28 protein-coding genes are annotated in these 26,267 nt (G+C 41.9%); 4 read left to right on the top strand and 24 right to left on the bottom strand.

Going from position 1 to position 26,267, the window contains the following annotated elements:
* Positions 1-130: 130 nt before the first annotated feature.
* The 4 genes from M1F56_RS02365 to M1F56_RS02350 all read left to right on the top strand — a co-directional run bounded on the left by M1F56_RS02365 (position 131) and on the right by M1F56_RS02350 (position 4,755).
* Entirely contained in the window at positions 131-1,336 is a 1,206-nt protein-coding gene (locus M1F56_RS02365) for a hypothetical protein (protein ID WP_247916733.1), read from the top strand.
* 83 nt (positions 1,337-1,419) lie between these two features.
* Positions 1,420-2,763, top strand: coding sequence for a lipid II isoglutaminyl synthase subunit MurT (gene murT / locus M1F56_RS02360; protein ID WP_247916732.1), 1,344 nt, complete (start codon positions 1,420-1,422; stop codon positions 2,761-2,763).
* Entirely contained in the window at positions 2,763-3,545 is a 783-nt protein-coding gene (gene gatD / locus M1F56_RS02355) for a lipid II isoglutaminyl synthase subunit GatD (RefSeq protein ID WP_247916731.1), read from the top strand. Before murT ends, gatD begins: the two co-directional genes overlap by 1 nt.
* A gap of 127 nt (positions 3,546-3,672) precedes the next feature.
* Complete coding sequence (locus tag M1F56_RS02350; RefSeq protein WP_247916730.1) at positions 3,673-4,755, top strand: M24 family metallopeptidase; 1,083 nt, start codon at positions 3,673-3,675, stop codon at positions 4,753-4,755.
* A 208-nt stretch (positions 4,756-4,963) separates the two neighbouring features.
* Here the strand turns inward: M1F56_RS02350 and M1F56_RS02345 are convergent, their stop codons facing one another.
* The 24 genes from M1F56_RS02345 to M1F56_RS02230 all read right to left on the bottom strand — a co-directional run bounded on the left by M1F56_RS02345 (position 4,964) and on the right by M1F56_RS02230 (position 26,202).
* On the bottom strand, positions 4,964-5,425 hold the full coding sequence (locus M1F56_RS02345; RefSeq protein ID WP_000814961.1) for an ECF transporter S component: 462 nt from the start codon (positions 5,423-5,425) through the stop codon (positions 4,964-4,966).
* Positions 5,403-6,176, bottom strand: a complete 774-nt coding sequence (locus tag M1F56_RS02340) for a bifunctional hydroxymethylpyrimidine kinase/phosphomethylpyrimidine kinase (RefSeq protein ID WP_247916729.1) — start codon at positions 6,174-6,176, stop codon at positions 5,403-5,405. The genes M1F56_RS02345 and M1F56_RS02340 overlap by 23 nt, the downstream gene beginning before the upstream one ends.
* On the bottom strand, positions 6,166-6,915 hold the full coding sequence (gene truA, locus M1F56_RS02335; protein ID WP_247916728.1) for a tRNA pseudouridine(38-40) synthase TruA: 750 nt from the start codon (positions 6,913-6,915) through the stop codon (positions 6,166-6,168). Before truA ends, M1F56_RS02340 begins: the two co-directional genes overlap by 11 nt.
* Positions 6,916-7,014: 99 nt before the next feature.
* Positions 7,015-8,166: an MFS transporter gene (locus M1F56_RS02330; protein ID WP_061597892.1), complete on the bottom strand. Its 1,152-nt coding sequence runs from the start codon at positions 8,164-8,166 to the stop codon at positions 7,015-7,017.
* Positions 8,167-8,278: 112 nt separating this feature from the next.
* The gene (locus M1F56_RS02325; RefSeq protein ID WP_000775204.1) at positions 8,279-8,902 is read right to left on the bottom strand and encodes a Pr6Pr family membrane protein; all 624 of its coding nucleotides are present in this window, start codon (positions 8,900-8,902) and stop codon (positions 8,279-8,281) included.
* A gap of 2 nt (positions 8,903-8,904) precedes the next feature.
* Positions 8,905-9,243, bottom strand: a complete 339-nt coding sequence (locus M1F56_RS02320; RefSeq protein ID WP_001061598.1) for a zinc ribbon domain-containing protein YjdM — start codon at positions 9,241-9,243, stop codon at positions 8,905-8,907.
* A 210-nt stretch (positions 9,244-9,453) separates the two neighbouring features.
* The gene (locus M1F56_RS02315) at positions 9,454-9,972 is read right to left on the bottom strand and encodes a Dps family protein (protein ID WP_061597893.1); all 519 of its coding nucleotides are present in this window, start codon (positions 9,970-9,972) and stop codon (positions 9,454-9,456) included.
* 148 nt (positions 9,973-10,120) lie between these two features.
* Positions 10,121-11,902, bottom strand: a complete 1,782-nt coding sequence (locus M1F56_RS02310; protein ID WP_247916727.1) for an ABC transporter ATP-binding protein — start codon at positions 11,900-11,902, stop codon at positions 10,121-10,123.
* 8 nt (positions 11,903-11,910) lie between these two features.
* A complete protein-coding gene (locus tag M1F56_RS02305) occupies positions 11,911-13,647 on the bottom strand; it encodes an ABC transporter ATP-binding protein (protein WP_247916726.1) in 1,737 nt (578 codons plus the stop codon).
* A gap of 180 nt (positions 13,648-13,827) precedes the next feature.
* Positions 13,828-14,586, bottom strand: a complete 759-nt coding sequence (gene tpiA / locus M1F56_RS02300; protein WP_000087900.1) for a triose-phosphate isomerase — start codon at positions 14,584-14,586, stop codon at positions 13,828-13,830.
* 96 nt (positions 14,587-14,682) lie between these two features.
* Positions 14,683-15,360, bottom strand: coding sequence for a DnaD domain-containing protein (locus tag M1F56_RS02295; protein ID WP_084910785.1), 678 nt, complete (start codon positions 15,358-15,360; stop codon positions 14,683-14,685).
* 8 nt (positions 15,361-15,368) lie between these two features.
* Positions 15,369-16,313: a homoserine O-acetyltransferase MetA gene (metA, locus tag M1F56_RS02290; protein WP_061597898.1), complete on the bottom strand. Its 945-nt coding sequence runs from the start codon at positions 16,311-16,313 to the stop codon at positions 15,369-15,371.
* Positions 16,314-16,494: 181 nt separating this feature from the next.
* The gene (locus tag M1F56_RS02285) at positions 16,495-17,007 is read right to left on the bottom strand and encodes an adenine phosphoribosyltransferase (protein WP_001049315.1); all 513 of its coding nucleotides are present in this window, start codon (positions 17,005-17,007) and stop codon (positions 16,495-16,497) included.
* Positions 17,008-17,182: 175 nt separating this feature from the next.
* Positions 17,183-17,872: a 50S ribosomal protein L1 gene (gene rplA / locus M1F56_RS02280; RefSeq protein WP_001085676.1), complete on the bottom strand. Its 690-nt coding sequence runs from the start codon at positions 17,870-17,872 to the stop codon at positions 17,183-17,185.
* Positions 17,873-18,079: 207 nt separating this feature from the next.
* Positions 18,080-18,505, bottom strand: a complete 426-nt coding sequence (gene rplK, locus M1F56_RS02275; protein ID WP_001085808.1) for a 50S ribosomal protein L11 — start codon at positions 18,503-18,505, stop codon at positions 18,080-18,082.
* A gap of 122 nt (positions 18,506-18,627) precedes the next feature.
* Complete coding sequence (ldcB, locus tag M1F56_RS02270) at positions 18,628-19,344, bottom strand: LD-carboxypeptidase LdcB/DacB (protein WP_000747747.1); 717 nt, start codon at positions 19,342-19,344, stop codon at positions 18,628-18,630.
* Between the two features lie 15 nt (positions 19,345-19,359).
* Positions 19,360-19,821, bottom strand: a complete 462-nt coding sequence (locus M1F56_RS02265) for an HIT family protein (protein WP_247916725.1) — start codon at positions 19,819-19,821, stop codon at positions 19,360-19,362.
* A 1-nt stretch (position 19,822) separates the two neighbouring features.
* Positions 19,823-20,860, bottom strand: a complete 1,038-nt coding sequence (locus tag M1F56_RS02260; protein ID WP_247916724.1) for a M42 family metallopeptidase — start codon at positions 20,858-20,860, stop codon at positions 19,823-19,825.
* Positions 20,861-20,960: 100 nt separating this feature from the next.
* Complete coding sequence (brnQ, locus tag M1F56_RS02255) at positions 20,961-22,286, bottom strand: branched-chain amino acid transport system II carrier protein (RefSeq protein ID WP_247916723.1); 1,326 nt, start codon at positions 22,284-22,286, stop codon at positions 20,961-20,963.
* A 170-nt stretch (positions 22,287-22,456) separates the two neighbouring features.
* Positions 22,457-22,744: a rhodanese-like domain-containing protein gene (locus M1F56_RS02250; protein WP_247916722.1), complete on the bottom strand. Its 288-nt coding sequence runs from the start codon at positions 22,742-22,744 to the stop codon at positions 22,457-22,459.
* A gap of 114 nt (positions 22,745-22,858) precedes the next feature.
* Positions 22,859-23,437, bottom strand: coding sequence for a uracil-DNA glycosylase family protein (locus tag M1F56_RS02245; RefSeq protein ID WP_247916721.1), 579 nt, complete (start codon positions 23,435-23,437; stop codon positions 22,859-22,861).
* 37 nt (positions 23,438-23,474) lie between these two features.
* Positions 23,475-24,890 carry a dipeptidase PepV gene (pepV, locus tag M1F56_RS02240; protein ID WP_247916720.1) on the bottom strand — a complete coding sequence of 472 codons (1,416 nt, stop codon included), beginning with the start codon at positions 24,888-24,890 and terminating at the stop codon, positions 23,475-23,477.
* Positions 24,891-24,902: 12 nt separating this feature from the next.
* Positions 24,903-25,508: a nitroreductase family protein gene (locus M1F56_RS02235; RefSeq protein WP_247916719.1), complete on the bottom strand. Its 606-nt coding sequence runs from the start codon at positions 25,506-25,508 to the stop codon at positions 24,903-24,905.
* A gap of 193 nt (positions 25,509-25,701) precedes the next feature.
* A complete protein-coding gene (locus M1F56_RS02230) occupies positions 25,702-26,202 on the bottom strand; it encodes a hypothetical protein (protein WP_247916718.1) in 501 nt (166 codons plus the stop codon).
* Between the last annotated feature and the right edge of the window lie 65 nt (positions 26,203-26,267).

Here is a 26,267-nt window from a genome sequence, read left to right as displayed (position 1 = left end):
TTTGGTGCTTGTCTTTTTCTATCCAGTCCATAGTTTCCTTATAAGATTATTTGTGCTTTTAGCTGTAAAAGCTTATAATATAGGTGTAGGATGTTGTCTTCATTTTCTGTTCAAAAAGGAGGCTAGTCACATGGGAAAGCAAGTTAAACTACCAACACACTCTCCTTTTTCCTTCCTATCCAAAGAAAAAAGTACGGCTATGAAAACACTGATTTTCTGTGTTAGTACAGTCTTCATTTTTCTCCTACTTTGTTGGATACTTTTTCGCTTGATTTCACCTCAAAAACAGCGATTCACAGTCAATCAAGCTGCTGATTTTTACCTTGTCAATTCGAAATCCATTCAAAGTTATCAGTTGCAAAACAATCAGTTTCAGCTCATGAGGACTGAGGACGTCTCCATTGCAGAAGATGTCAATTTCTGGTTTCCTCAGGGACGGTTTGACAATCGCTATCTCGTATTTTCATCTGGAAATACGAGAGGGAAAGCATCCACTCAGAACATCGTATCTCTTGACTTTCAGACAGGGGACATCCGGAAAACTTCAACTCCCTTCTATGCTTATTCGGGAGCTGGAGTATCAGACAAGTTCTTCTACACAGGCCAAACTACAACTGAGGATGGAGTGCTCAGTATGTTTGACATATCAGGAAAGCTGATTACTCAGAAAACATTCTCCGAATCCACTTCCTTTCCAATCCAGTTTCATGGAAGAAGGAATCGCCTCTACCTCGGTCTGGGATTTCACGATGAGTCTCGTCAACGACCCGCTTTAGTGTTTGATGGATATTTAGTTGAATTGGACGAAAATGACCAACTAAAGGAATTGTCTCGCACACCTCTGACAAGCGAAGGAAAGATCGTTGAAATGTTGACTTCTTCTGAATTAATCGGTGACAATTATTACAGTAGCGTTGCTTATACTCGAAATACAGAAACTTTCTCCAAAGATCCAGACAATCGCATACTTGTCATGAACTTGTCTAGTAAGGAAAAGCACTTCATCAAGCTACCAGAGGACAACCCAAATCTTCTTTATAAAACACCGAAAGAAGACCGATTGATTGTAAAACATGAGGCGGATGGAAATGATCGCTGTGCCTTATCTATTGTCAATCTCTCTGATGAATCTAGCAATCTGATTAATGTCAGAAAAGATTTGCCTGATTCTACAGAAGAGATAATACACATCGATACAAGTTTGACAAACAAGATATTGGTCGTAACCAATCAACATTTGTTATTGTATTCTTTAGAAAATGGCCAACTTCTAACTAAAACAAAACTGGAACTGAAACAAAACGACTTCCCAATCGCAACTTGGTTTCAGAACTAATCACTCACAGCCCTCTTTGGGCTGTTTTTGTTTCTGCGAAATCTCAAATCTATCTTTTCTCTCTTTTATGATATAATAGAAACATGAAATTAAAAACTACTTTGGGCCTCCTAGCTGGGCGTTCTTCTCACTTCATCTTGAGCCGTCTTGGCCGAGGAAGTACGCTCCCAGGAAAACTCGCCCTTCAATTCGATAAAGATATTTTACAAAACCTAGCTAAGAACTACGAGATTGTCGTGGTCACTGGAACCAACGGGAAAACCCTGACAACTGCCCTCACTGTCGGCATTTTAAAAGAGGTTTATGGTCGGGTTCTGACTAATCAAAGCGGTGCCAATATGATTACAGGGATTACGACAACCTTCTTGACGGCCAAATCCTCTAAAACTGGAAAAAATATTGCAGTCCTTGAAATTGACGAAGCCAGTCTTTCTCGTATCTGTGACTATATCCATCCTAGCCTTTTTGTCATCACTAATATCTTCCGTGACCAGATGGACCGCTATGGTGAGATTTACACGACTTATAAGATGATTTTGGATGCCATTCGTAAGGTGCCTACGGCTACTGTTCTCCTCAATGGTGACAGTCCACTTTTCTACAAGCCAGCTATTCCAAACCCAGTACAGTATTTTGGTTTTGACTTGGAAAAAGGGCCAGCCCAACTGGCTCACTACAATACCGAAGGGATTCTCTGTCCTGACTGCCAAGGCATCCTCAAATACGAGCACAATACCTACGCCAACTTGGGTGCCTATATCTGTGAAAATTGTGGCTGCAAACGTCCTGACTTGGACTACCGTCTGACAGACTTGGTTGAGTTGACCAACAATCGCTCCCGCTTTGTCATTGACGGACAAGAATACGGAATCCAAGTCGGTGGACTTTACAACATCTACAATGCCCTTGCTGCGGTTGCTATTGCCCGTTTCCTCGGCGCAGATTCGCAACGGATCAAGCAAGGATTTGATAAGAGCCGTGCTGTCTTTGGTCGTCAGGAAACCTTCCATATCGGTGATAAGGAATGTACACTGGTTCTCATCAAGAACCCAGTCGGTGCGACCCAAGCTATCGAAATGATCAAACTGGCACCTTATCCATTTAGCCTATCTGTCCTTCTCAATGCCAACTATGCAGACGGAATTGACACTAGCTGGATCTGGGATGCTGACTTTGAGCAAATCACTGACATGGATATTCCAGAAATTAATGCTGGAGGTGTTCGTCATTCTGAAATCGCACGTCGCCTACGGGTGACAGGCTATCCTGCTGATAAAATCACTGAGACAAGCAATCTGGAGCAAGTTCTCAAAACCATTGAGAAGCAAGACTGCAAGCATGCTTATATCCTTGCAACCTATACTGCCATGCTGGAATTCCGCGAACTGCTGGCTAGTCGTCAAATTGTCAGAAAGGAGATGAGCTAATGGTTTATACTTCACTTTCCTCAAAAGACGGAAACTATCCTTATCAGCTCAATATCGCCCACCTCTATGGTAACCTTATGAATACCTACGGGGACAACGGAAACATCCTCATGCTCAAGTATGTGGCTGAAAAGCTAGGCGCTCATGTGACAGTTGACATCGTTTCTCTCCATGATGACTTTGATGAGAACCACTACGATATCGCCTTTTTCGGTGGCGGTCAAGACTTTGAACAAAGTATCATCGCAGGAGACCTACCTGCTAAAAAAGAGAGCATTGACAACTACATCCAAAACGACGGGGTTGTTCTAGCTATCTGTGGTGGTTTCCAACTATTGGGCCAATATTATGTTGAAGCTTCAGGCAAGCGTATCGAAGGGCTGGGTGTCATGGGCCACTACACGCTCAACCAGACCAATAACCGCTTTATCGGTGACATCAAGATTCATAATGAAGAATTCGATGAAACCTACTATGGCTTTGAAAATCACCAGGGACGTACCTTCCTTTCTGATGACCAAAAACCACTGGGTCAGGTTGTCTATGGAAATGGAAATAACGAAGAAAAGATCGGCGAAGGGGTTCATTATAAGAATGTCTTTGGTTCCTACTTCCACGGACCTATCCTCTCTCGTAATGCCAATCTAGCTTATCGTCTAGTCACTACTGCCCTCCGAAAAAAATACGGTCAGGACATCCAACTTCCTGCCTATGAGGATATTCTCAGTCAAGAAATCGCTGAAGAATACAGCGACGTGAAAAGCAAGGCTGACTTTTCTTAAACTAAGGAAAATTAGATCAAAGAACTCCACTATCTTGTCGGAGTTCTTTTTGCCTGTTCTTTTACCCTTCTCTCTTGCATTTTCTCTCTTTTTTTGCCAAAATAGAGAGGTAGAAAGAAGGTAGCATATGTCTAAATTACAACAAATCGTAACATATCTTGAATCAGAAAAACTAGACGTCGCTGTCGTATCTGACCCCGTCACTATTAATTACCTCACTGGCTTTTACAGTGATCCCCATGAACGCCAAATGTTCCTCTTTGTTCTAGCAGATCAGGAACCTCTCCTCTTTGTCCCAGCCCTTGAGGTTGAGCGTGCAAGCAGCACTGTCTCTTTCCCAGTTGTGGGCTATGTGGACTCTGAAAACCCATGGCAAAAAATGAAACATGCTCTTCCACAACTTGACTTCAAACGTGTCGCTGTTGAGTTTGATAATCTTATCTTGACTAAATACCATGGTTTGAAAACTGTCTTTGAAACTGCTGAGTTTAAAAACCTCACCCCTCGTATCCAACGCATGCGCCTCATCAAATCAGCTGATGAAGTCCAAAAAATGATGGTTGCAGGGCTCTATGCTGATAAGGCTGTAAAAGTTGGTTTTGACAATATCTCTCTTGATAAAACAGAGACAGATATCATTGCCCAAATCGACTTCGCCTTAAAACGTGAAGGCTATGAAATGAGTTTTGATACCATGGTATTGACTGGTGATAATGCTGCAAATCCACACGGAATTCCTGGTGCAAACAAGGTCGAAAAAGACGCCCTTCTCCTCTTTGACCTGGGTGTTATGGTCAATGGCTACGCATCAGATATGACTCGTACAGTCGCTGTCGGCAAACCAGACCAATTCAAGAAAGATATTTACAACTTGACCCTTGAAGCCCAACAAGCTGCTCTTGACTTTATCAAACCTGGTGTGACTGCTCATGAAGTAGACCGCGCTGCCCGTGAAGTCATCGAAAAAGCTGGTTACGGTGAGTACTTTAACCACCGTCTCGGTCACGGTATCGGTATGGATGTCCACGAATTCCCATCTATCATGGAAGGAAATGACATGGTCATTGAAGAAGGCATGTGCTTCTCTGTTGAACCAGGTATCTATATCCCTGGTAAAGTCGGCGTTCGTATCGAAGACTGCGGTGTTGTTACCAAGGATGGCTTTGACCTCTTTACAAGCACCAGCAAAGACTTGCTTTATTTTGATTAATATTCATCTAATACTCAATGAAAATCAAAGAACAAACTAGGAAACTAGCCGCAGGCTGTACTTGAGTACGGCAAGGCGACGTTGACGCGGTTTAAATTTGATTTTCGAAGAGTATAAAATCTTCCCACAATAAAACGCATAGTATCAAGGTTTTTCAACACCTGATATTATGCGTTTTTCTGATTTTTAAAACTTTTCTCCAGCCGCTTTACTTAATTTTCTTAATACTTTGACTAAGCACAAACCCTACAACCATTCCCACGATATTTTGCAGGAAGTTTGGTAGGATTTCTGGTAGGGCTGCTGCCCATCCATTCATCAAAGTTGAACCCAAGGCGTAACCCCCCACCATAACAATCGTTGCTAAGATAAGGCCTAGCCACTGAGTTTTTCCTTTAAATCCTGCGAAAAATCCCTGCAAGCCATGGTTGATCAGGCTAAAGAACATCCACTGTGGATAGCCTGATAAGAGGTCAATCAAGAAACCTGCTAGTCCTCCAACGACAGCCCCCTCTTTACTGCCAAAGTAGAAGGCTGCAAAGAAGATACCCGCATCTAAGAGAGTTAGAATACCTGTTGGTGTTGGAATCTTTAAGAAATAACCTAGAACCACAGAAAGGGCGGTTAATAGAGATACAAGGGCGATTTTAGTTGTTTTTGTTTGCTTCATATTGTCTTACTCCATATTGATCTGCTTGTGCAATAGCACGGTAAACGAAAGCTTTAGAACTTTCTACTGCTGGTAAAAGTTCATCCCCTTTAACCAAGTGACTGGCAATGCTTGAGGCAAAGGTACAACCTGCGCCAGCATTTTGGCCTTGAATGACTGGATTTTCTAGAACTGTAAAATTTTGCCCATCATAAAAGACATCCACAGCCTTGTCCTGACTAAGGCGATTACCTCCCTTGATAATGACTGCTGGCGCTCCTAAATCATGCAATTTCTGCGCTGCAGCTTTCATATCTTCCAAGGTTTTGATCTCTTGACCCGCTAATAATTCGGCTTCTGGGAGATTAGGAGTGATCACACTCACATGAGGGAAAAAGCGAATCAACTCTTGACAGAGTTGGCTGACTGCCACATCATGCGTTTCCTTGCAGACCAAGACGGGGTCCAATACCACCGGCACTCCAGGACGTTGCTTGATAAAGTCCAGTGCCTTCTCAGCCACACTGACAGTAGGGAGAAGACCAATCTTAATCCCTGCAAACTCGACATCACGCAAGCTATTCAACTCATGTTGAAAAATAACGTCGTCTGTTGGAAAGACCTCAAAACCCTTTTCTGTCAAGGCTGTCAAACAAGTCACTGCTACAAAGCCATGCAAACCGTTCAAGGTATAGGTAGCAAGATCGGCTGATAAACCACCACCACTAAAAATATCATTCCCAGAAAGGGCTAAAATACGATTATTCTTCATAACGAATCTCCTTTAAATACAAGCCATTCGGTGCAGCCGTTGGACCTGCAAGTTGCCTGTCCTTCTTCTCCAAAATCAAGTCAATCTGCTCAACTGGCATTCGATTATTTCCGATTTTGAGAAGAGTCCCCACCATATTGCGAATCTGTTTGTAAAGAAAACCATTTCCAGAGAAGGTAAAGGTTAAAAACTGCCCTGTCTCATCGATTGTTAGACTTGCTTCTGTGATGGTGCGAACCTTGTCCTCTACACTGGTACCAGACGCTGTAAAACCGGTGAAATCATGGGTTCCCTCTAGCTTTTTGATGGCCGCCTGCATCCGTTCCACATCGAGTGGATAAGGAAAGTGAGTGGTATAGTGACGACGCATAGGATTTTTGGGGCGCCCCCTATCCACGATAAACTCATAGGTCTTGCTATGTTTTGCATAACGGCAATGAAAATCATCCGCCACAATCTCAATTGAAATCACATCGATATCTTCTGGAGACTGAGTATCCAGAGCAAAACGGAGTTTTTCCTCATTCATCTGATAGGGCAAATCAAAATGAATGACCTGTCCCAGAGCATGGACCCCACTATCTGTCCTACCAGCACCGTGAACAGTGATGGCTTGTCCCTTATTGAGTCTCGTTAAGGTTTTTTCGATTTCCTCTTGAACGCTCCGCGCATGAGGCTGGCGCTGAAAACCAGCAAATGCATACCCGTCATAGGAAATGATTGCTTTATATCTTGTCATAACTTCTATTTTATCAGGAAATAAAAGTGTAAACAAGTTTAAAAACCGATAATTGTCTGGGTACAAAATTCCCAAAAAGAAAAACTTAGGAAACCAATCCTAAGCTCTTTTTTGAAGTGCGTACATAACAAAAATAGAAGTGACAATCAACCAGCATCCTAGAATGGTAAAGACCAACATACCGTTTTGAGTAACAAAGCCAATCGCCCCAAGAATGAAAGGTGTTGTAAAGGCTCCAAAGCTGCATCCTAGCACTGCAAAAGATGTTGCCTGATTAAGGAGCTTGGCTGGGATTCTTTCAGAAAGAAGCTGAAAGACAGTGGTCAAGGCCACACTGTAAGAAAAACCTGCCACAACACTTCCAACTACCATCACACCCAATAACGGAGACAAGGCAATCACAATCTGCCCCAATCCAAAGGTGATACCTGACCAAAGGAGCAACCTTTCTTTAAACAGAGAGATAAAGAAAGAAAAACTCACACCTGCCAAGATACCAATCAACTGCATGATACTTAAAACCAAACTCGATAACTGGGCATCCCCTAGACCTCTTTCCACCATCAGACTAGGAATACGAATGGTGATAGCTGTGTTGGTACAGACAACAACTGCTGCTTCGACAGCCAATAGAAAAATTAAGCCTTTCATCTGTCCTGTCAAACGAGTTGTTTCAGCCTCTTTTTTCTTTGTTTCTTTCTTTTCTTTTCCATAAGGGACAAAGAGCAGATAAAGGATCAATACTAAAAATCCCGCACTGTAGGCCAAGAAGGTCACTGTCCATCCCAAGGATAAGAGTTGACCTACCACTAGAGTCAAAATCGACGCCCCGACAACTTCCGCTGATCCGCGGAGACCCAGCATCTGGATCCGTGTCTTTCCATGATAGCGTTCGCTGATGATGGAAATAGCCTTGGCATTGATCATCCCAACACCCAAGCCAAATAAAATCCGCATAGCAAAGACAAAATTATAATCCTGATACCAGAAGGGAGCTGTTCCACCGATAGAGAGGATGAGAAGTCCCAGACTAATCTGAAGACGCTCAGGAAGCAAACGCTCCAAAAACCCATTTAAAACCAGCATAATCATGATTCCAAAAGAAGGGAGACTGATCAGGAGCTCGATTTGTTCTTTGGGGTAGCCTTGATAGTAGTCAAACATGGCTGGCAGAGCACTTGAGATGGAAAAGGAGGTAATCAAAACGAGGGAGAGGGCCAAAATACTAGCCCGTTCTAAATATTGTTTCATGAATTTTCTTTCTGTATATTTCTCACTGTTTATCCTTTTAAAAGGAAGATGGCAAGAAAAGAAGGAGCCCGATTGAACTAGAGACTCCGTCCTAACTTTCCTAATAGGAAGACTATTTTCGCTTGATTTGCTTGATCAGATAGAAGATGAAGCCTGCAACCATATAAGCCGCAAAAATGATCAAACACCATTTGATGACCACGTCCCAACCCTTGTTCACATTCAAAAAGAAATATGGGAAGGGATTGTCCTTGGAATTTGGAATATTGAGCTTCAAGACCAGGCCGTTAAACAAGGCAAAAATCATATAAACCAAGGGCAAGATGGTCCACAAGACTGGATCCCAGATCTTGTATTGACCCCGTTTATCGAAGAAGAGAGTATCGGCTAAAAACCAGAGTGGAACGATATAGTGACAAAGGAAATTTTCCACACGGTAAAAGTCTGTCGCGATCGGAGCAAGCATAAAATGGTAAATCACACAGGTAATCATGATACTCATGGTAACACCACCCTTAAGACGAAGCAAGGTCGGACTTTGCCAATTTTCACCTGAACGGCTCATCACACGGAGCAGGTAGCCCGTGAAAATCGTTACCAAAAGATTGGACAACACTGTGTAGTAAAGGAGCATACCAAAGCCACCGTGCTTGGTAATCTCCAAATAAACTCCTGTAAATGCCGCTAAGAACAAAAGTACACGACTGTAAAAGATAAATTTATAATTCAGTTTCATGGCTAGATTTTCTTAACAAATTCTGACTTGAGTTTCATAGCTCCAAAACCATCAATCTTACAGTCGATGTTGTGGTCACCTTCTACGATACGGATATTTTTAACGCGAGTTCCTTGTTTTAAATCCTTTGGCGCACCTTTTACTTTCAAATCCTTGATAAGAGTTACAGTATCACCGTCAGCCAATTTATTTCCGTTAGCATCGATAGCGACAACACCTTCTTCTACTTCTGCAACTTCAGCAGGATTCCATTCATAGGCACACTCTGGGCAGACCAAGAGATTTCCATCTTCGTAGACATATTCTGAATTACATTTTGGGCAATTTGGTAAATTGTTCATGGGTTCTCCTTATAACATTTCACTATTCTTTGAAAATCAAAATTTCTCGAACAGCAACTATTATACCGTAAAATCCTACTTTTGACAATGTATCCTAAGTCTAGCAGATAAAAAAGTCATGCAACTTTTTACAGTTACATGACTTTTAAAAGATGATTGGTCATGGGCACTTATCAAGCACCTCATGATAAAAGGGATAGCAACTATATTTTACAAACCAGGAGCTTGTCCAAGTTCTGCTGCAAGCATCCAAACTGTTTTCTCAAGTTCAGCCTTAGCACCAACAAAGATATCGTTTGTAACATCATCACCTTCTTCATCAGTCACATCCAAAGCTTTTTGGAAAAGAGCGATGAGGTAGCGATAAATCGCTAGAACACGTTCCAAGCTTTCTTCAACGTTACGGAATTCTCCTTCTTCTTCTTCGATTTCACTGTGTTGAAGGAATTCTGTCAAAGTTGAGTAAGGTTTGCCTCCAAGGGTGATCAAACGTTCGCTGACTTCATCAAGGTAACCATCTAGGCTATCCATGTATTCATCCATCTTAGGATGCCATACTTGGAAACCACGACCACGCATGTACCAGTGAACTTGGTGAAGGGCAATGTGAGCCACATACAAGTCTGCTACTGCTTGGTTAAGCACTTCCTTTGTTTTTGCTAGCGCTTCAGGCGCTGATTTAGATAATGTTGTTACGTCTTTTAATGCATCTTTTTTCAATTCAACCATTTTTTTCACCTCGTAAAATTATTTTTGTAACCATATTATTGATTACTACCTCAGTATACCACTCCAAGTAGACAAAAGCAAGAAAATTAACCCATATTAAAAAAGTTGTAATTGACTGATAATTTAAGAAAAATTTAGCTTTATTTTATTAGCTGACTTGATCAGATTTACCCGAAAATTGACTTTGGTACAAATCATAATAAAAGCCTCTTGCTTGGAGCAAGCTTTCATGATTTCCCTGCTCAATAATCTGCCCATCCTTAAGAACGAGAATCTTATCCGCTTCTTGAATAGTAGAGAGACGGTGGGCGATGACAAAGCTTGTTCTTCCCTTCATCAACCGTTTCATGGCTTTTTGAATCAAAAGTTCCAAACGGGTGTCAACAGAGGAAGTCGCTTCATCCAAAATAAGAATTTTAGGATTGGCTAGGAGAGCACGCGCGATGGTCAAAAGTTGTTTTTGTCCGAGGGAAATATTACTTGACTCTTGGTTCATCTCCATGTTGTAACCGCCAGGAAGAGTTCGGATAAAGTGGTCTACATTTGCTGCTTTGGCAGCTTCTATTATTTCCTCGTCACTGGCGTCAAGATTTCCAAAACGTAGGTTTTCTTTGATCGTACCTTCATAAAGCCAAGCATCCTGCAAGACCATCCCAAACTGACGGCGGTAGTCTTGACGTGACAACTGGCGAATATCCTGCCCGTCAACCAAGATTGCGCCTGCTGTGACATCGTAAAAGCGCATAAGCAGATTGATTAAGGTCGTCTTACCAGCTCCAGTAGGACCAACAATCGCCACCATCTCTCCCGGTTGAACTTCCAGATTAAAGTCTCGAATCAATGGTTTGTTTTCAACATACTGGAAGTCAACATGTTGGAAGGTCACCTGACCTGTTAAGGGTTCAAGGATTTCGAGTTCTTCTCCCTTGACTTCCTCTGTCTCATCCAAGATGTCGAAGATGCGGTCTAGCGAAGACTTAGCACTTTGCATTTGACCCGCAAGTTGTGTGATGTTTTGGATAGGCTGGCTGACCTGCCAAACATACTGAACAAAGGCCTGCATATTCCCCACTGTCAAACGGCCCGCGATAACCTGTAAACCACCGAGAACTGCAACGATCAGATAGGTCAAGTCCGATACAGCATGAAGAGCTGGCATCATGAGCCCAGAGATAAAGCTGGCTTTAAAACCAACACGTTGGAGATCATCTGTAATCTTAGAAAATTCTTTATGAGAAGTTTCCTCACGACCGTAGAGTTTCAAGACATTAAAACCTGTAAGATTTTCCTGCACATAGCCATTCATCCGTCCTAAAATAGCCGCCTGCTCTTTAAAATAAGGCTGAGAACGTTTCAGGATGCTTCTGGCACCAAAATAGGTCACTGGGATGGATAGAATCACTACTATAGCCAGTTGAAAGTTCAAGTATAAAACCATTCCCATGACGAGAACAATCGTCAGAACAGCATTGACAATTTGTAGGAAAGACTGTTGAAGGGCATTAGACACCGTCTCAACATCACTGGTAAAGCGTCCCAATAAATCACCAAACTGGTGTTTATCAAAGAAAGACACAGGGATACGATTAATCTTTTCAGTCATTTCATTTCGCAGATCCTGGGTCATGGACTGGACCGCATTAGTCATGAAATAGTTGGAATAATAAGAACCAAGTTCATACAAGAGACCTCTAAAGAGGTAAATGATTAAAACAGTTCCGATGTAACCAGTATTGATACCAGCACCTGCCAGTCCATTAGCCATATCTAAGAGATTTTTTGTCAACTCCGTAATGGCTAGCCCCAAGACAAAAGGTTCTAAGACACTCATGACTACACTCAAAACTTTTAGAAAGACTGCAAAGAAGACAGAAAAACGGTAGGCCTTTAAATAGCTCCACAAACGAGCCAAACTAGATTGTGTTTTCATATTTCCTCCTATTCTTCTGTTAGAGATGCATTTTTCAACTGCGACTCAGCAATTTCACGATAGATATCATTGGTCTCCATCAATTCCTCATGTCGACCGCGACCCACGATTTCTCCCTTATCAAGAACGATAATTTGGTCCGCATCCATAATGGTCCCAACACGTTGGGCAACGATTAAGACTGTAGCATTTTGAGTGACTTCCTTGAGACGACGGCGTAGAATGGCATCTGTGCGATAATCCAAGGCTGAAAAGGAATCGTCAAAAATATAGATATAAGGATTCTTTATAACAGCTCTGGCAATTGAAAGACGCTGTTTCTGTCCACCAGAAAGATTGCTTCCGCCTTCAGCTAGATGGGTCTCAAATCCTTCGTCTCGGCTTTCGATAAAATCTTTGGCTTGCGCCACATCCGCTGCCTGATGTAGGTCTTTGTGACTAGCATCTTCCTTCCCATAGCGGATATTTTCAGCGATAGTTCCTGTAAAGAGCAAGGCCTTCTGCGGGATAAAACCAATCTTTTGACGAAGAGACTTGAGGCGATAATCCCTCACATCGACACCATCAACCTTGATTTTCCCAAGCGTGACATCGTAAAAACGAGGAATCAATTGTACAAGAGAGGACTTGCCCGACCCGGTTGATCCGATAAAGGCAATGGTTTCACCTGGTTTAGCGCTGAAAGAAATGTTATGCAAAACAGGATTTTCCGTCTCGCCAGGATAGGCAAAGGTGACATTTTCAAATTCCAAATATCCGTGGGTTGCTGTCTCTCTGACTCCTCCTTCATTGGGATCAATAGAAATCGGCATATCCATGACTTCTTTCAAACGTTCACTCGAAACGGCTGTACGAGGATACATGGTGAAGAGATTGGATAGGAAAAGGAAGGACAAGAGGGCGTGGAAACTATATTCGATAAAGGCTACTAGGTCCCCAATTTGCAAGCTTCCTTGTTTGATAGGGTCCAGAGCAAACCAGACAATGGCTACAATCATGGCAATGATAATTTGAACAAACAAGGGTTCTGTCAAGCCAGTTAGTTTAAACAGACGATTGGAATTAGCTGCATAGACTGCATTTTGTCCTGCAAAACGTTCCTCTTGAAACTCCTCACGGGCAAAGGCACGAATGACACGGAGTCCCATCAGATTTTCCCTGGCATATTGGTTTATCTTATCTAAGGTAGCCTGCTGTTTCTCTGATAATGGTCGAGTCTTGACCGCTACATAAATGACCACCACGGCTAAGAAAGGTACTGCAAAGGCCACTATCCAGGCTAATGACGGACTGGTCAGGAAGATCATTAAGATACTAGACAGCATCATCATGGGGGTGATGACACCCAGTTTTAAGGTCTGTTCTGCAAACTGCATGAGAACAAAGGCATCACTGGTAATGCGAGTAACCAGTGAAGACACTCCAATCTTTTCATATTCGTGATGAGAATACTCTTGTAATTTGGCATAGAGATCATCCCTCATATCCTTGACCATATTGGTCGTCAGCTTACTAGCAGCGTAGGCTAAGACTATACGCCCCAAGGTTCCACATAGGATAATCACCAGCATAATTGCAGCCCAAACATACAATTGCTGTTCATTCCCTTTATTCACACCTTCATCAATCATCCGAGCCAGAACAGTTGGCAGCCCAAGATTGACAATAACAAAGAAAACCGCTCCAAAGAAATCCAAGAATAACCACTTGGGATATTTTTTCAAATAAGACCAAATATAGAGCATAACTCCCCCCTTTCATAACCTTTTGATATAGAAAAGAGCGCGCATCTGCACGCCTTTCTTTCCCTAAGGAACTTTCCTAGTCTAGAAAAATCCCTCTTTCACAAGAATGCTCCAAGTAAAAATAAGACAGGCAGTCAAAGTCACTTAGTACTTTTAACTGTCTGTCTAGAATGAGCTAGATTATTTTACAAAATCAAGCAATGCCAAGAAGCTTTCAGCTTCAAGTGACGCACCACCAACAAGGGCACCGTCAACGTCTGGGCAAGCCATGTATGAAGCAACGTTTTCAGGTTTAACAGAACCACCGTATTGAACACGAACTTTGTCCGCAACTTCTTGACCGAAGTCGGCAGCTACAACGTCACGAACAACTTTACACATTTTTTGTGCATCGTCTTGTGAAGCTGATTTACCAGTACCGATAGCCCAGATTGGCTCGTAAGCGATAACTGTTGAAGCAACTTGTTCAGCTGTCAAGCCAGCCAATGCAGCAGATACTTGAGCACCTACGAATTCAGCCGCTTTACCAGCTTCGTAAGTTTCAAGTGACTCACCACAACAGATGATTGGAAGCATACCGTTTGCAAAGATTGCTTTTGCTTTTTTGTTGATATCTTCGTCAGTTTCATGGAAGTAGTCACGACGTTCTGAGTGACCGATCACAACGTAGTCTGTACCGATTTCTTTCAAAACTTGTGGGCTAGTTTCACCAGTGAACGCACCTGCATTTTCAAAGTAGCAGTTTTGAGCAGCAACTTTAAGGTTTGAACCTTTAGCAGCAGCAAGAACAGCTGTCAAATCAACTGCAGGAGCTGCGATACCTGCTTCAACAAGGTCTGATGAAGGAAGTTTTGATGCAACGGCTTCAACGAATGCTTTTGCTTCTTCTGGATTTTTGTTCATTTTCCAGTTACCAGCGATAAATGGTTTACGTGACATTTCACATACCTCTTTTTTCATTTTATTCACTATTATTCTATCATATTTATAAGGAGCTTGCAAACCTTACTCTAATTTTCAAGATTTTTCAAGCAACTAATCTTGCCACAAATTCATAGCATCGAGGAAATCAGCTGAAGCCTGAACTTGTTTGGGATTGTTCGCTTCTCGCTCTGCTCGTTTGGCCTCCACCTGAGCCACAGACTGGATACCTTCATGGCGCCAGTTACGAAGGATTGCCTGAATGTACTTCCAGTTTGGTTTGCCATTAAAAACCGCCTCTCGGAGAGCTTCCTTGATCAAATCCGCCTTGATTCCATCTTCTTTGACAGTCTTGGAAAGATCTTCGATTTCAAATGGTGTTAACAAGCGCCCCAATTCCTGCTGAAAGGTTTCAACCAGATCCTTCAATTGATTTTTGGAGTTTGGGGCAGTTGTAGCTGGAGCTTGGGTATCTAGCAAGCTATCCAAGCGTTCAAAAGCCAGACTAGCATCAAAAATCAGCTCAATTTCCCCATTTAGTTCAATGGTCCGATATTGTAGCAAACCATTTTCAGTCAAATTCGAAATGGATTGGTTGACATCTGCCACTTCTTTCCCAATGATTTCAGCTATTTGGCTAGGCGAAACATCTCCTAAGGCTGTGGTATTTTGTAAATAGAAAAATTGCCAGACGAGAAAATCTTCGCTGGAAGGAAAGAGTTCCTTAAAATGCAAGAGCAGGGCACTTGGTAAAACCAAGTTCCCTGATTTAAAAGCGTCAAAATATGTCATAATTCCTCTTATAAATATCCAAATGCAGCCGCATCATCCTCTACCTTTCTCCAGTCAAAAGGGGTTTCTTGATAAACTGCATAGTTTACCCAATTGCTGAAAAAGAGGGCAGCTGATGAAGACCAACAAAGACAGGGCGTCTCATTTACATCATCATTTTTAAAGTAGTTCTCTGGGATATGAGGATCGAGTCCCGCCTCATAATCACGAAAATACTCTCTTGCCAAAGTGTCACGATCATACTCCAAATGACCAAAACTATAAATCTCACGCAAATCTCGACTAGCTAAGATAGAAACCCCAACCTCAGGACCTTCTGATAGAATCTCAAGATTGGTCTTGTTTAAGATCTCTTCTTTTAAAATCTCAGTATGACGAGAATGAGGAGCTACATAGCGATCATCAAAACCTCTAAAAAGAAGGTGCCCCTCTTTTAAAGTATCCTGTGGGTAAATACCTGATAGTTTCCGATCCATCTGGTGCTTTTCAACGCCATAGCGAACATAAAGACCTGCTTGTGCACCCCAACAGATATGCAGGGTTGAAAAAACATGCGTCTTGGACCATTCGATAACCTGCTTGAATTCTTCCCAGTAATCCACCTCCTCAAAAGGCAAATGCTCCACTGGTGCTCCCGTGATAATCATTCCATCAAAGAAGTCATCCTTGACCTCTGGAAAGGTCTTATAGAAAGTTTCCATATGTTCGGCACGGGTTGTCTTGGAATGATGCGTTTCCATATATAAGAAATCAATATCTAATTGCAACGGTGTATTAGCCAAATGCCGCAAAAGTTGCGTTTCTGTTACCATCTTTTGGGGCATGAGATTTAAAATCAAAATCCTCAAGGGGCGAATATCCTGATGAGCGGCCCGTTGGTCGTCCATCACAAAGATATTTTCTGTCCTTAAAATCTCAACAGCTGGTAATTTTTTATCAATTCTAATCGGCATAACCTTCTCCTAACTGTACTCTTTTAGAAATAATTGAATGTGTTTGAAGTCAAATCTCAAACACTTAGTCCTTTTATTATACTGCAAGAAGATATAGTTTTCAATTATAGTTTTTCTCTAACTAGCTATAGTTTGTTTATATAGCAGATGAAGAGAAAACAGCCCCAAGGACTGTTTTTCATTAATAATGCATAAGTACCTTGTAATCGTAATCTCCGATTTTTTCACGGCCTTTAAGCTCATCCAGTTCAATCAAGAAAGCACAGCCTGCTACAATTCCACCAAGTCTTTCAATCATCTCAATTGTTGCCTTGACAGTTCCACCTGTTGCCAAGAGATCATCTACGATGAGAACGCGTTGGCCTGGCTTGATTGCATCAGCATGCATGGTTAAGGTATCAATACCGTACTCTTTCTCATAGTCAGCAGAAATCACTTCACGTGGCAATTTTCCTGGTTTACGAACAGGTGCAAAGCCAATTCCCAATTCAAAAGCAACTGGGCATCCGACAATAAATCCACGAGCCTCTGGACCCACGATCATGTCGATCTTCTTGTCCGTTGCATACTGAACAATTTCACGAACAGCGTAGCTATAAGCATTTCCATCTGCCATCAAAGGGCTGATATCACGGAAGGTAATGCCTTCCTTAGGATAATTTTCAATCGTTGCGATATAATCTTTTAAATTCATCTTTTTCTTTCTTTCAAAGTTTTTTACTCTCTATTATACCATATTTTCTGTGAAAGAAGAAGAGGAAACGCACTATTGCTACAAAGCTGATCAATGAACTGATTTTCTAAAAGGTAATGCTCATCAAAAAAAAACGAGCACTTTCGTACTCGTCTTCTCTTTTATAAACTACTGATTAAAGTGAGTTTACGTCAACTTTGATACCAACACCTTGAGTAGTTGTGATTGTCAAGTTTGTTACGTAAGTTCCTTTAGCTGTAGCTGGTTTTGATTTTTGGATTGTTTCGTTGAAAGCTTTGAAGTTTTCAACCAATTTTTCAGCTTCAAATGATACTTTACCGATGATTGCTTGAACGTTACCTGCACGGTCAGCACGGTATGTGATTTTACCACCTTTAGACTCTTCAACTGCTTTAGCAACATCCATTGTTACAGTACCAGTTTTAGGGTTTGGCATCAAGTTACGTGGTCCAAGGACACGTCCAAGACGTCCAACAAGAGCCATCATATCAGGTGTAGCGATAACTACGTCGAAGTCCAACCAACCGTCGTTGATTTTCGCAACAAGGTCATCTTCACCAACAAAGTCTGCACCAGCAGCTTTTGCTTCTTCAGCTTTTGCACCACGTGCGAAAACAAGAACGCGTGAAGTTTTACCAGTACCGTTTGGCAATACCATTGCGCCACGGATTTGTTGGTCAGCTTTTTTAACGTCAATGTTCAAGTTGTAAGCAACTTCTACAGTTGCGTCAAATTTTGCAAAGTTAGTTTCTTTTGCAAGTGCTACAGCTTCTTCTACACTGTATGCTTTTGTGCTGTCGATTTTCTCAAGAGCAGCACGAAGTTGTTTGCTTTTTTTAGCCATTTTCTATTCTCCTTGTAAGTGGTTCAATCGATTTTCATCTCCCACGTCACTTCTCGAAATGATGAAGTCTTGCGGGTTTTCAGTCTATTATTTTCCTTTTTTTACTTCGTTCAGTTCCTTTGCTGTACTCAAGTACAAGCATCAGCCACTGGCCCAGTATGAAAAGCAACTAATAGACTGCTGTGAGATTTTCTACTGTGTTATTGATTAGTCAACAACAGTGAATCCCATAGAACGAGCAGTACCTTCGATCATACGCATTGCAGACTCAATGTTTGCCGCGTTCAAATCTGGCATCTTAGTTTCTGCAATTTCTTGTACTTGTGCACGAGTAACTGTAGCAACTTTAGTTTTGTTAGGTGTACCTGATCCTTTTTCAACACCTGCAGCTTTTTTCAAAAGAACAGCAGCTGGTGGTGTTTTTGTAACGAAAGTAAATGATTTGTCTTCGTATACTGAGATAACAACTGGAATGATCATACCAGCTTGGTCAGCTGTACGAGCGTTGAACTCTTTTGTGAATCCCATGATGTTGATACCAGCTTGACCAAGAGCAGGTCCAACCGGTGGAGCTGGTGTAGCTTTACCAGCAGGGATTTGCAATTTTACAAGTTTTTCGACTTTTTTAGCCATTTTTAAATCCTCCTTTGTGGTTTTGGCGGTAATTAAAGATTTTTACCTCCCACAAGTATGCTTTACACATACCCATCTATTATACACTATTTATCTAAAAATGCAAGAGAAAAATTTCTTTTTTAATCGACGTAATCTCCGCCTTCAAAGCCATAGTATTCTTCCAAACTAAGGCCACTTGCAGCAATTTCTTTGGCTTCTTTTCCAACGTAGCGAAGATGCCATTCTTCCGCCATGTAGCCAGTCTCTTTTTCCTTGCCTTTGAGATAGCGAACAACAAAGCCATAGTCAGCTGCATGATCCAAGAGCCACTGAGCCGCCTTCTCCTCTGTCACTAATTCTCCATTAGTCCCAATCAAATCAAAAGCAAGACCTGTTTGGTGTTCACTGTATCCAGGGCGGGCTGAGTAGCGATCTGCCTCTTCCTTACCATCTTGATTCACATAGTCTTGATAAAGTTTGGTTTGAGTTTCATAACTTCTAAAACCACTGTAATGATCGCTGATTGGGTAGCCAGCTGCTTGCATTGCTGCAATGAGTTTCAGCAACTCCGCCTTGGCTGTTGGATTTTCTCCTGGATTGTAGTCTTTTGACAAAGGATAGTGCTTATTAGCCACGACGATTTCATCGTATTTTCCTTGTATACTATAGTGATCTCCCTTATTGACAACTTCTGCCTTCTTCTGACTAGAAGCTTGAGATTTGCTCCCTACAGTACCCTCAGGTTGACTAGTTTGTTCCGTTTTTTGAGTATTTTCTTCATTTTTAGGTGTTTCTTGAGAACATGCTGCTAGGGTTACTGCTAGCAAACCGGATAAAACGATGTATCTTTTTTTCATTTTTTTCTTCCTCTCTTAAATCACATGCTTCTCTAATTCATCGGATAAGGCTTTAATCATTTGTTCCAACTCACGGGATTGCACTTGGCAATCTTCTGCCGCCATTTCTTCCCAGGGCACCCACCAGACTGGACCACGACCATTAAGACCATGACCATTCATATCACCTGATCGTCTTGGAAAGAGGTGCCAGTGAGCGTGGGCATCTCCATTTCCTAGAAGTTCGATGTTCATCTTTTCAGCTTTAAACGCTTTGGCAACAGCTTCTTGGACCAAACTCATTTCCTCTAGAAAGCGAAGTTTCACAGAAGTCTCCATCTGATAGAGTTCTGTGACATGCTCTTTTGCCAGAAATAAGGTATAGCCCTTAAAGTATTGGTGGTCTCCAATAACAACATAGCCTGTTTCTAGTTCTTTTACAAAGTAGGGATTCTTCCCTACCTTTATCCATTCAATTCTTTGACAAATCAAGCACATATTAGTCTACCAATGCACTCTTGAGATAGGCATCGACCATACGCTCAGTCGCCACGACCGAATCAATATGTGTTCGTTCGTAAGAGTGACTGGATTCAATACCAGCTCCAAGGAGGGCATGCTTGACCTCTGCTCCTGCTGACATAGCTGCTGAAGCGTCCGAACCATAAAATGGATAGATATCCAGCTTAAATGGAATATCTTGCTCTTTAGCCAAGGCCACCAAGTGTTGACGGAAATCATAGTGATAAGGCCCTGAAGCATCCTTGACACAGATAGACACAGTGTACTCATCTGTTTGCTGGTCATCTCCCATAGCTCCCATATCCACAGCCAGATATTCTACTACCTGAGCAGGAATATTAGAATTAGCCCCATGCCCCACTTCTTCAAAGACTGAAAAAGCAAAATGGGTTGTTACTGGCAATTCAATCTTCGCTTCCTTATAAATGCGAAGGAGATTGAGCAAAATCGCTGCGCTGACCTTATCGTCCAAATGACGAGACTTGATAAAACCTGTCTCTGTCACGACGGTTCGTGGATCAAAGCTGATAAAATCACCGACCTCAATACCAAGAGCACGAGTTTCTTTTTCACTGGTTACTTTTGCATCCAAACGCACTTCCATATTGTCCTGCGTGCGTTCTGCAGTTCCTGCATCCTTGTAGACATGACAAGAAGTTTGGTGGATGAGGATGGTTCCTGATACTTTTTGACCTGTGCTAGCCACATGAACGGTACAGTTTTCACCTTCAATCATGTTCCAAGGAAAGCCACCGATACGGTCCAATTTGAGACGGCCGTCTGATTTGACAGCACGGACAATAGCTCCGAGTGTATCCACATGGGCAGTCACATAGCGATGTTGTTCATCATTTTGACCTTTAATGGCCACATTGACACCGCCCTTGGCTGTACGAACCGGCTGGTAACCAAGCTCTTCTAAAGTATGGACTAGGTATTCTGAAATCTCACGAGTAAAGCCCGTCGGAGATGTAATAGCGGTTAGTTCTTTGATATAGTTTATAGTCTGATTCATTTCTTCACCTCTTTTGCTACCTATTATAACACATTTCAGTAGAGAGGAAAAAAGAAAAATCACTCCTGTAGAGTTGACTTACAAAAGTGATTTCTATTTTTTATTCCATCTCAAAAACATCGCTTTCTTGCTTGTTCGGAAGGACCAAGGAAAGCAAGATTCCGATAATTGCTGGCACTAGCCATGGAAGAGATGCTGAAGCAAACGGAAGGGCATTAACCAGCTTTCCTAGAAACTCAATCTTAAAGGAACTTCCAAGGACGCTTGCAAGAGCAATAGCTGTAACAAGCCCAATGGTTAACTGCATGCCGGGTTTTGATAGGGGTACAAACTTATTAACAATCACGATCATCACAATGGCGATGGTGATTGGGTACAAGATTACTAATACTGGAACTGAGTACTTGATGATTGCATCCAGACCGAGGTTTGCAATAGCAAATCCAATCAAGGTAAAGACAGTTGCATAGACCTTATAGCTGATTTGTGGGAAACGACCATTAAAGAACTCAGCTGTAGATACGATCAAGCCAACTGTCGTTGTAAAGCAGGTTACAGTTACCATAACAGCAAGGAAGAGTTGAGCTGTCGAACCAAAGATTTCCTGAGTTGCTTGCGACAAGATATAAACACCTGGTGTTCCACCCTTCATCGCTTCTGCTGGTACTGGGAAATGATTTCCAAGGAAACCTAAACCAATGTAAAGAGCGCTAAAGGCAAGGGCTACAACGATACCAACCACCCAAATAGTTGAGATGTATTCTTTCTTACTGGAGAATCCAAGTTGTTTCAAGGTTTGAACAGCAATCACACTAAAAGCGACTGAGGCAAGGGCATCCAAGGTGTTATAACCTTCTAGGAAACCTGTACCAAAGGCAGAAGCTTGATAAGCATCTGAAGCCGCTTGAGGGCTTGTTCCGCCATATTTAAATGCACCAAGTACAACTAGGATAACGATAAGCAAAGCAAAGACTGGTGTTAAAATACGTCCGATTCGATCCAAAATCTTTGAAGGATTGAGTGAGATCAGATAGGCTGCTGCAAAATATAGCACGGTAAAGATAATCAATCCAAGCCCTTTATTTGCTTCAGATAAGAGGGGGTTGATGCCGACCTCATAAGCTGTTGTTGCTGTACGCGGAATAGCAAAGAAGGGTCCAATCGATAGATAGAGGACTGCAAGATAAAGCGTCGCAAACCAAGGTGAGATTTTCTTAGAAATCTCGTGAATGTAACCTTTAGGGTTTAGCGTTCCGATGATGAGCGTTAGGACAGCAATCCCGACACCCGAAAATACAAAACCTGCGATGGCAGGAAGAAACTGTTCTCCAGATAGGGCACCTAGAGAAGGCGGAAAAATCAAGTTCCCCGCACCAAAAAATATTCCAAACAGGAGCAAGCCTGTTAGGGCACCTTTTTTAGCCATAATAATCTCCTTCATATTTCTAAAATACTGACCTAGTATACCATGATTAGGACTTTGAAAAAAGCATCCAAAATTAATCATTGAATGTTTTCAATATTTTTAAAAATAAGAATTATCTAAAAACAAATTTCTCCTACCTAGTCCACACCAAGTAAGAAAAATGTAAAATTTTAAAGATTTTCAAAGGCCATCATGCCACCTTGGACATTGATAACCTTGCATCCATGCTCCTCTAAGAACTGGCAAGCACGCGCTGATCTCATCCCTGATTTACAAATGACATAATGCAACTGCTCATTGTCCAACTGCTCATAAGTATCAGCCAGTTGACTAAGCGGTAAGTTGTGGGTGCCTTCTAAATGAAGCATCTTGAACTCTTCTATTTCTCTCACGTCCACTAGAGAAAGCTGACCATTTTGGTAAAGCTGATAAAATTCATCTAAGGCTATTTCTTTCATTCTTTTTCTCCTAATACTCTTCGAAAATCAAATTCAAACCACGTCAGCGTCGCCTTACCGTACTCAAGTACAGCCTGCGGCTAGCTTCCTAGTTTGCTCTTTGATTTTCATTGACTATAAAATCGTTTTAATTCTTTTTTTCAACTCTGGCACCACTTCAGACTCAAACCAAGGATTCTTAGCCATCCAGATTTGATTACGAGGAGAAGGGTGAACTAAGGGGAAATACTCAGGCAAGTAGTTCTGGTAATGCTTTACCCTTTCTGTCACCTTGCCACTAACTTTCTCATGAAGATAATAGGCTTGGGCATATTGCCCAATCAAAAGGGTCAATTCAATATTTGGACATTCCTTTAGGAGTTGTGGGTGCCATTTTTCGGCAAAGCCTTTACGGGGTGGAAGGTCGCCTGATTTTCCATGTCCTGGGAAATAAAAGTCCATGGGAATAACTGCAAACAAACCCGAATTGTAAAAGGTATCTTCATCAACACCTAGCCACTCACGCAGACGATCACCACTCTTATCCTTCCAATAAATTCCAGCTTCTTGCGTTTTAAAGCCCGGAGCTTGACCGACAATATTGATACAAGCAGTTGTTGGCGCTGCAAAGAGAGGTTCGATTCCGCGTTCTGTATAGCTGGTATTCTGTGGATCCGCCATAATGGCTTGCTTGATTCTTTCGATTTGAGACATCTGTTTTCCCTCCAAAAAGAAGTCTAAGCATAAAATCTCAGACTTCTATCGTTTTATTGATTAATTCATAGATAGCTTCTGCATAGATTGCTGCTGCTCGGAAGAGATCGTCCAAGGCGATAAATTCATTGGCTTGGTGCATGGTATCAATAGAATCTGGGAACATAGCACCGTAGGCAACACCACGTTCTAGCAAACGGCCAAAGGTTCCACCACCAATGACTTGCTCGTGACCTTTAAGACCAGTTTGTTTTTCATAGACATTCAACAAGGTTTGAACGAGTGGATCTTCCATTGGCACATAGTGAGGGGTGTGACCGTGTTCAGAAAGACTAACAGAAGCAACTGGCAAGTTTTCAAGAACTGATTTGATTTGCTCTGGACTTGTTCCTTTTGGATAACGGAAGTTGAGGGCAATGGTATTGTCAGCACTTGTTTCGTCAAAGCGGAAGACACCCGCATTCATAGAAAGGGCACCCATCTTTTCATCAACATGAGCCACCTTGAGATTTTCACCCTCATGGTCATTCAAGAGAATCTTACCAGCGATGTCGAGGTAGTCTTTTGCTGGTCCAGCAAAGTCAAATTGGCTGAGGAAGAGTGCTAGGTAAGTGGCTCCATTGACACCTGAAGCAGGCATAGCACCATGAGCTGATTTACCAATCACAGTCACCTTGTACTGACCGTTTTCTTCTTTGATTTCTCCTCTGAGTTTGTGCTCCGCAACAAAGACATCTAGTTTAGCTTGCAAGTCAGCCAAGTCACCTGAAACAACTGCTGTCGCTGATTCAGGTACCATGTTTTCACGCAAACCACCTGTGAAACTGTGAAGATGGGCAGCACCTGTATTTTCACCTGCAAAGTGGAGGTATTCTGTGATATTTCCTTTTTCACCATTAATGATAGGGAATTCAGCATCTGGTGAGAAACCAAAGTCTGGTTTCGCAAGTCCTACGTGCTCAAAGTAGTAGTCCATGTCTGCCCAGCCTGATTCTTCGTCTGTTCCGACGATGAAGCGAACTTTCTTAGAAGTTGGAAGACCCAACTCTTTGATGATTTTCAAGCCATAGTAACAAGCTGTTGTAGGTCCCTTATCATCAGAAGCACCACGCGCGTAGAGGCGACCATCTTTGATAGTTGGGGTGTAAGGATCTGTGTCCCAACCACTACCAGCTGGCACCACGTCCATGTGGGCAAAGATTCCGAGGACTTCTTCTCCTTGTCCAAACTCAAAATGTCCTGCGTAGTTGTCAACATTTTTTGTTGGGTAACCATCACGGTCTGCGATTTCAAGGAATTTTTCCAAGGCTTTCACTGGACCAGGTCCAAATGGATGCTGAGCATCTGCTTTGCTGTCATCACGTTCTGAATTAATTTCCAAAAGACTGAATAGGTCAGCCAAGAGGTCTTCTTTGCGTTTTTCTACTTCTGCTGTAAAATCAATTGTTGTCATTTTTTCTTCTTTCTATCTTTTCTCGATAATTTCATCTACTGGCAAGCGGTAACTTGGTTCTAATTTTTCGTCTGTGTAACCCACTGTGATCAAAAGTTCTGGGCGGAAACGGTCTTCGATGTCCAAAACCTCATTGGCTTTTGATTTGTCAAATCCAAGGATAATGTTAGAACCGATGCCCTGGTCTGTCAGAGCCAGAACCAAGTTCATGGCAACCAAACCTGCATTGAGGGCTAGATAGCCACTGACCTGTTGTTCACTGTAACGCGCAAACTCGGCAGGCAAATTTTTCATAAAGTATTGAAGCTGCTCTTCTGAGAAGTTCTTTGCTCCACCGACACGGGCAATCTTGCGGGCACGTTTAGCTAAGTCCGTATCTGTAAACAGGGCAATGGTTACAGGTGCTGATGATACCTGCTCAAAGTTCGAACCATAAGCCAATTTTGCCAATTCAGCATTTTTCTCCCGAACCACCACAAATTTCCAAGGCTGACTATTGTGGGCACTTGGAGCCAAGGTTGCAATTTCGATAGCCGTACGCACATCCTTGGGATCAACAGGTTTATCAATAAAATGCTTAGTCGTATGACGTTTTTTATTTAACTCAAGAAATTTCATAAGCACGTTCCTTTTCTAATTCTACTGCTTCCATTTTACCACATTTTGAAAGAGCTTGCAGAGTTTTTTCATAAGTAGAGATTTTTATCCTATCTCTTAATCAAGAATTACAAGCTTTTTGATTTAGTTGCTAGCTATAATAAAATTTTTTGCACAAGAAAAAGTAGACGTTTAGTCGCCTACTTTACTCATATTATTGCGCTGATACAATTTTACTTGCAGACTCAATCGCTTGCTTCATAGCATCACGTGCAGTCTTCAATTGTTGAAGAAAGACAGTACGTGCTTCTTCTGGCATTTCTGTATCGTCAGAACCTGCGCTTGACAAGCCATCATTAAATGCTTTTCTTGAAGTTTCTAGTGAATTAAGTGCAGGCTCTACTTGTTGTTTATAAGCATCTTTTTGAGCCTCAGGAACTTTGTCACCGATTTCTTCAACATATTTCTTATAGCCGTCAATCATCTTTCCAAAAAGAGTTTTCATATCTCCAATTGTTTTAGCGTTGTCGATTTCTTCATCTGTTAGAAGAGTAACTTCAGATGTGTTTGTCTTTGAGTTATCTGTTTTTGATGAAGCTGATGTTTGTTCAGTCGAGCTTGAAGCTTTACTTGCAGAATCAGAAGATTTATTTCCACAAGCTGCTAAAGTTGCAACTGATAAGAGTACAAGGCCCGCAGTAAGAAGTTTTTTCATGACTATCTCCTTTAAATAGTTTTATGTTACCTATATTTTAAAATAAAATAATTTTATTGTCAAAC

Source organism: Streptococcus oralis (assembly GCF_023109005.1).
Lineage (GTDB): Bacteria > Bacillota > Bacilli > Lactobacillales > Streptococcaceae > Streptococcus > Streptococcus oralis_BU.
The sequence above is the reverse complement of the archived record's forward strand: the minus strand, read 5'-3'. Positions and strand labels throughout refer to the sequence as shown.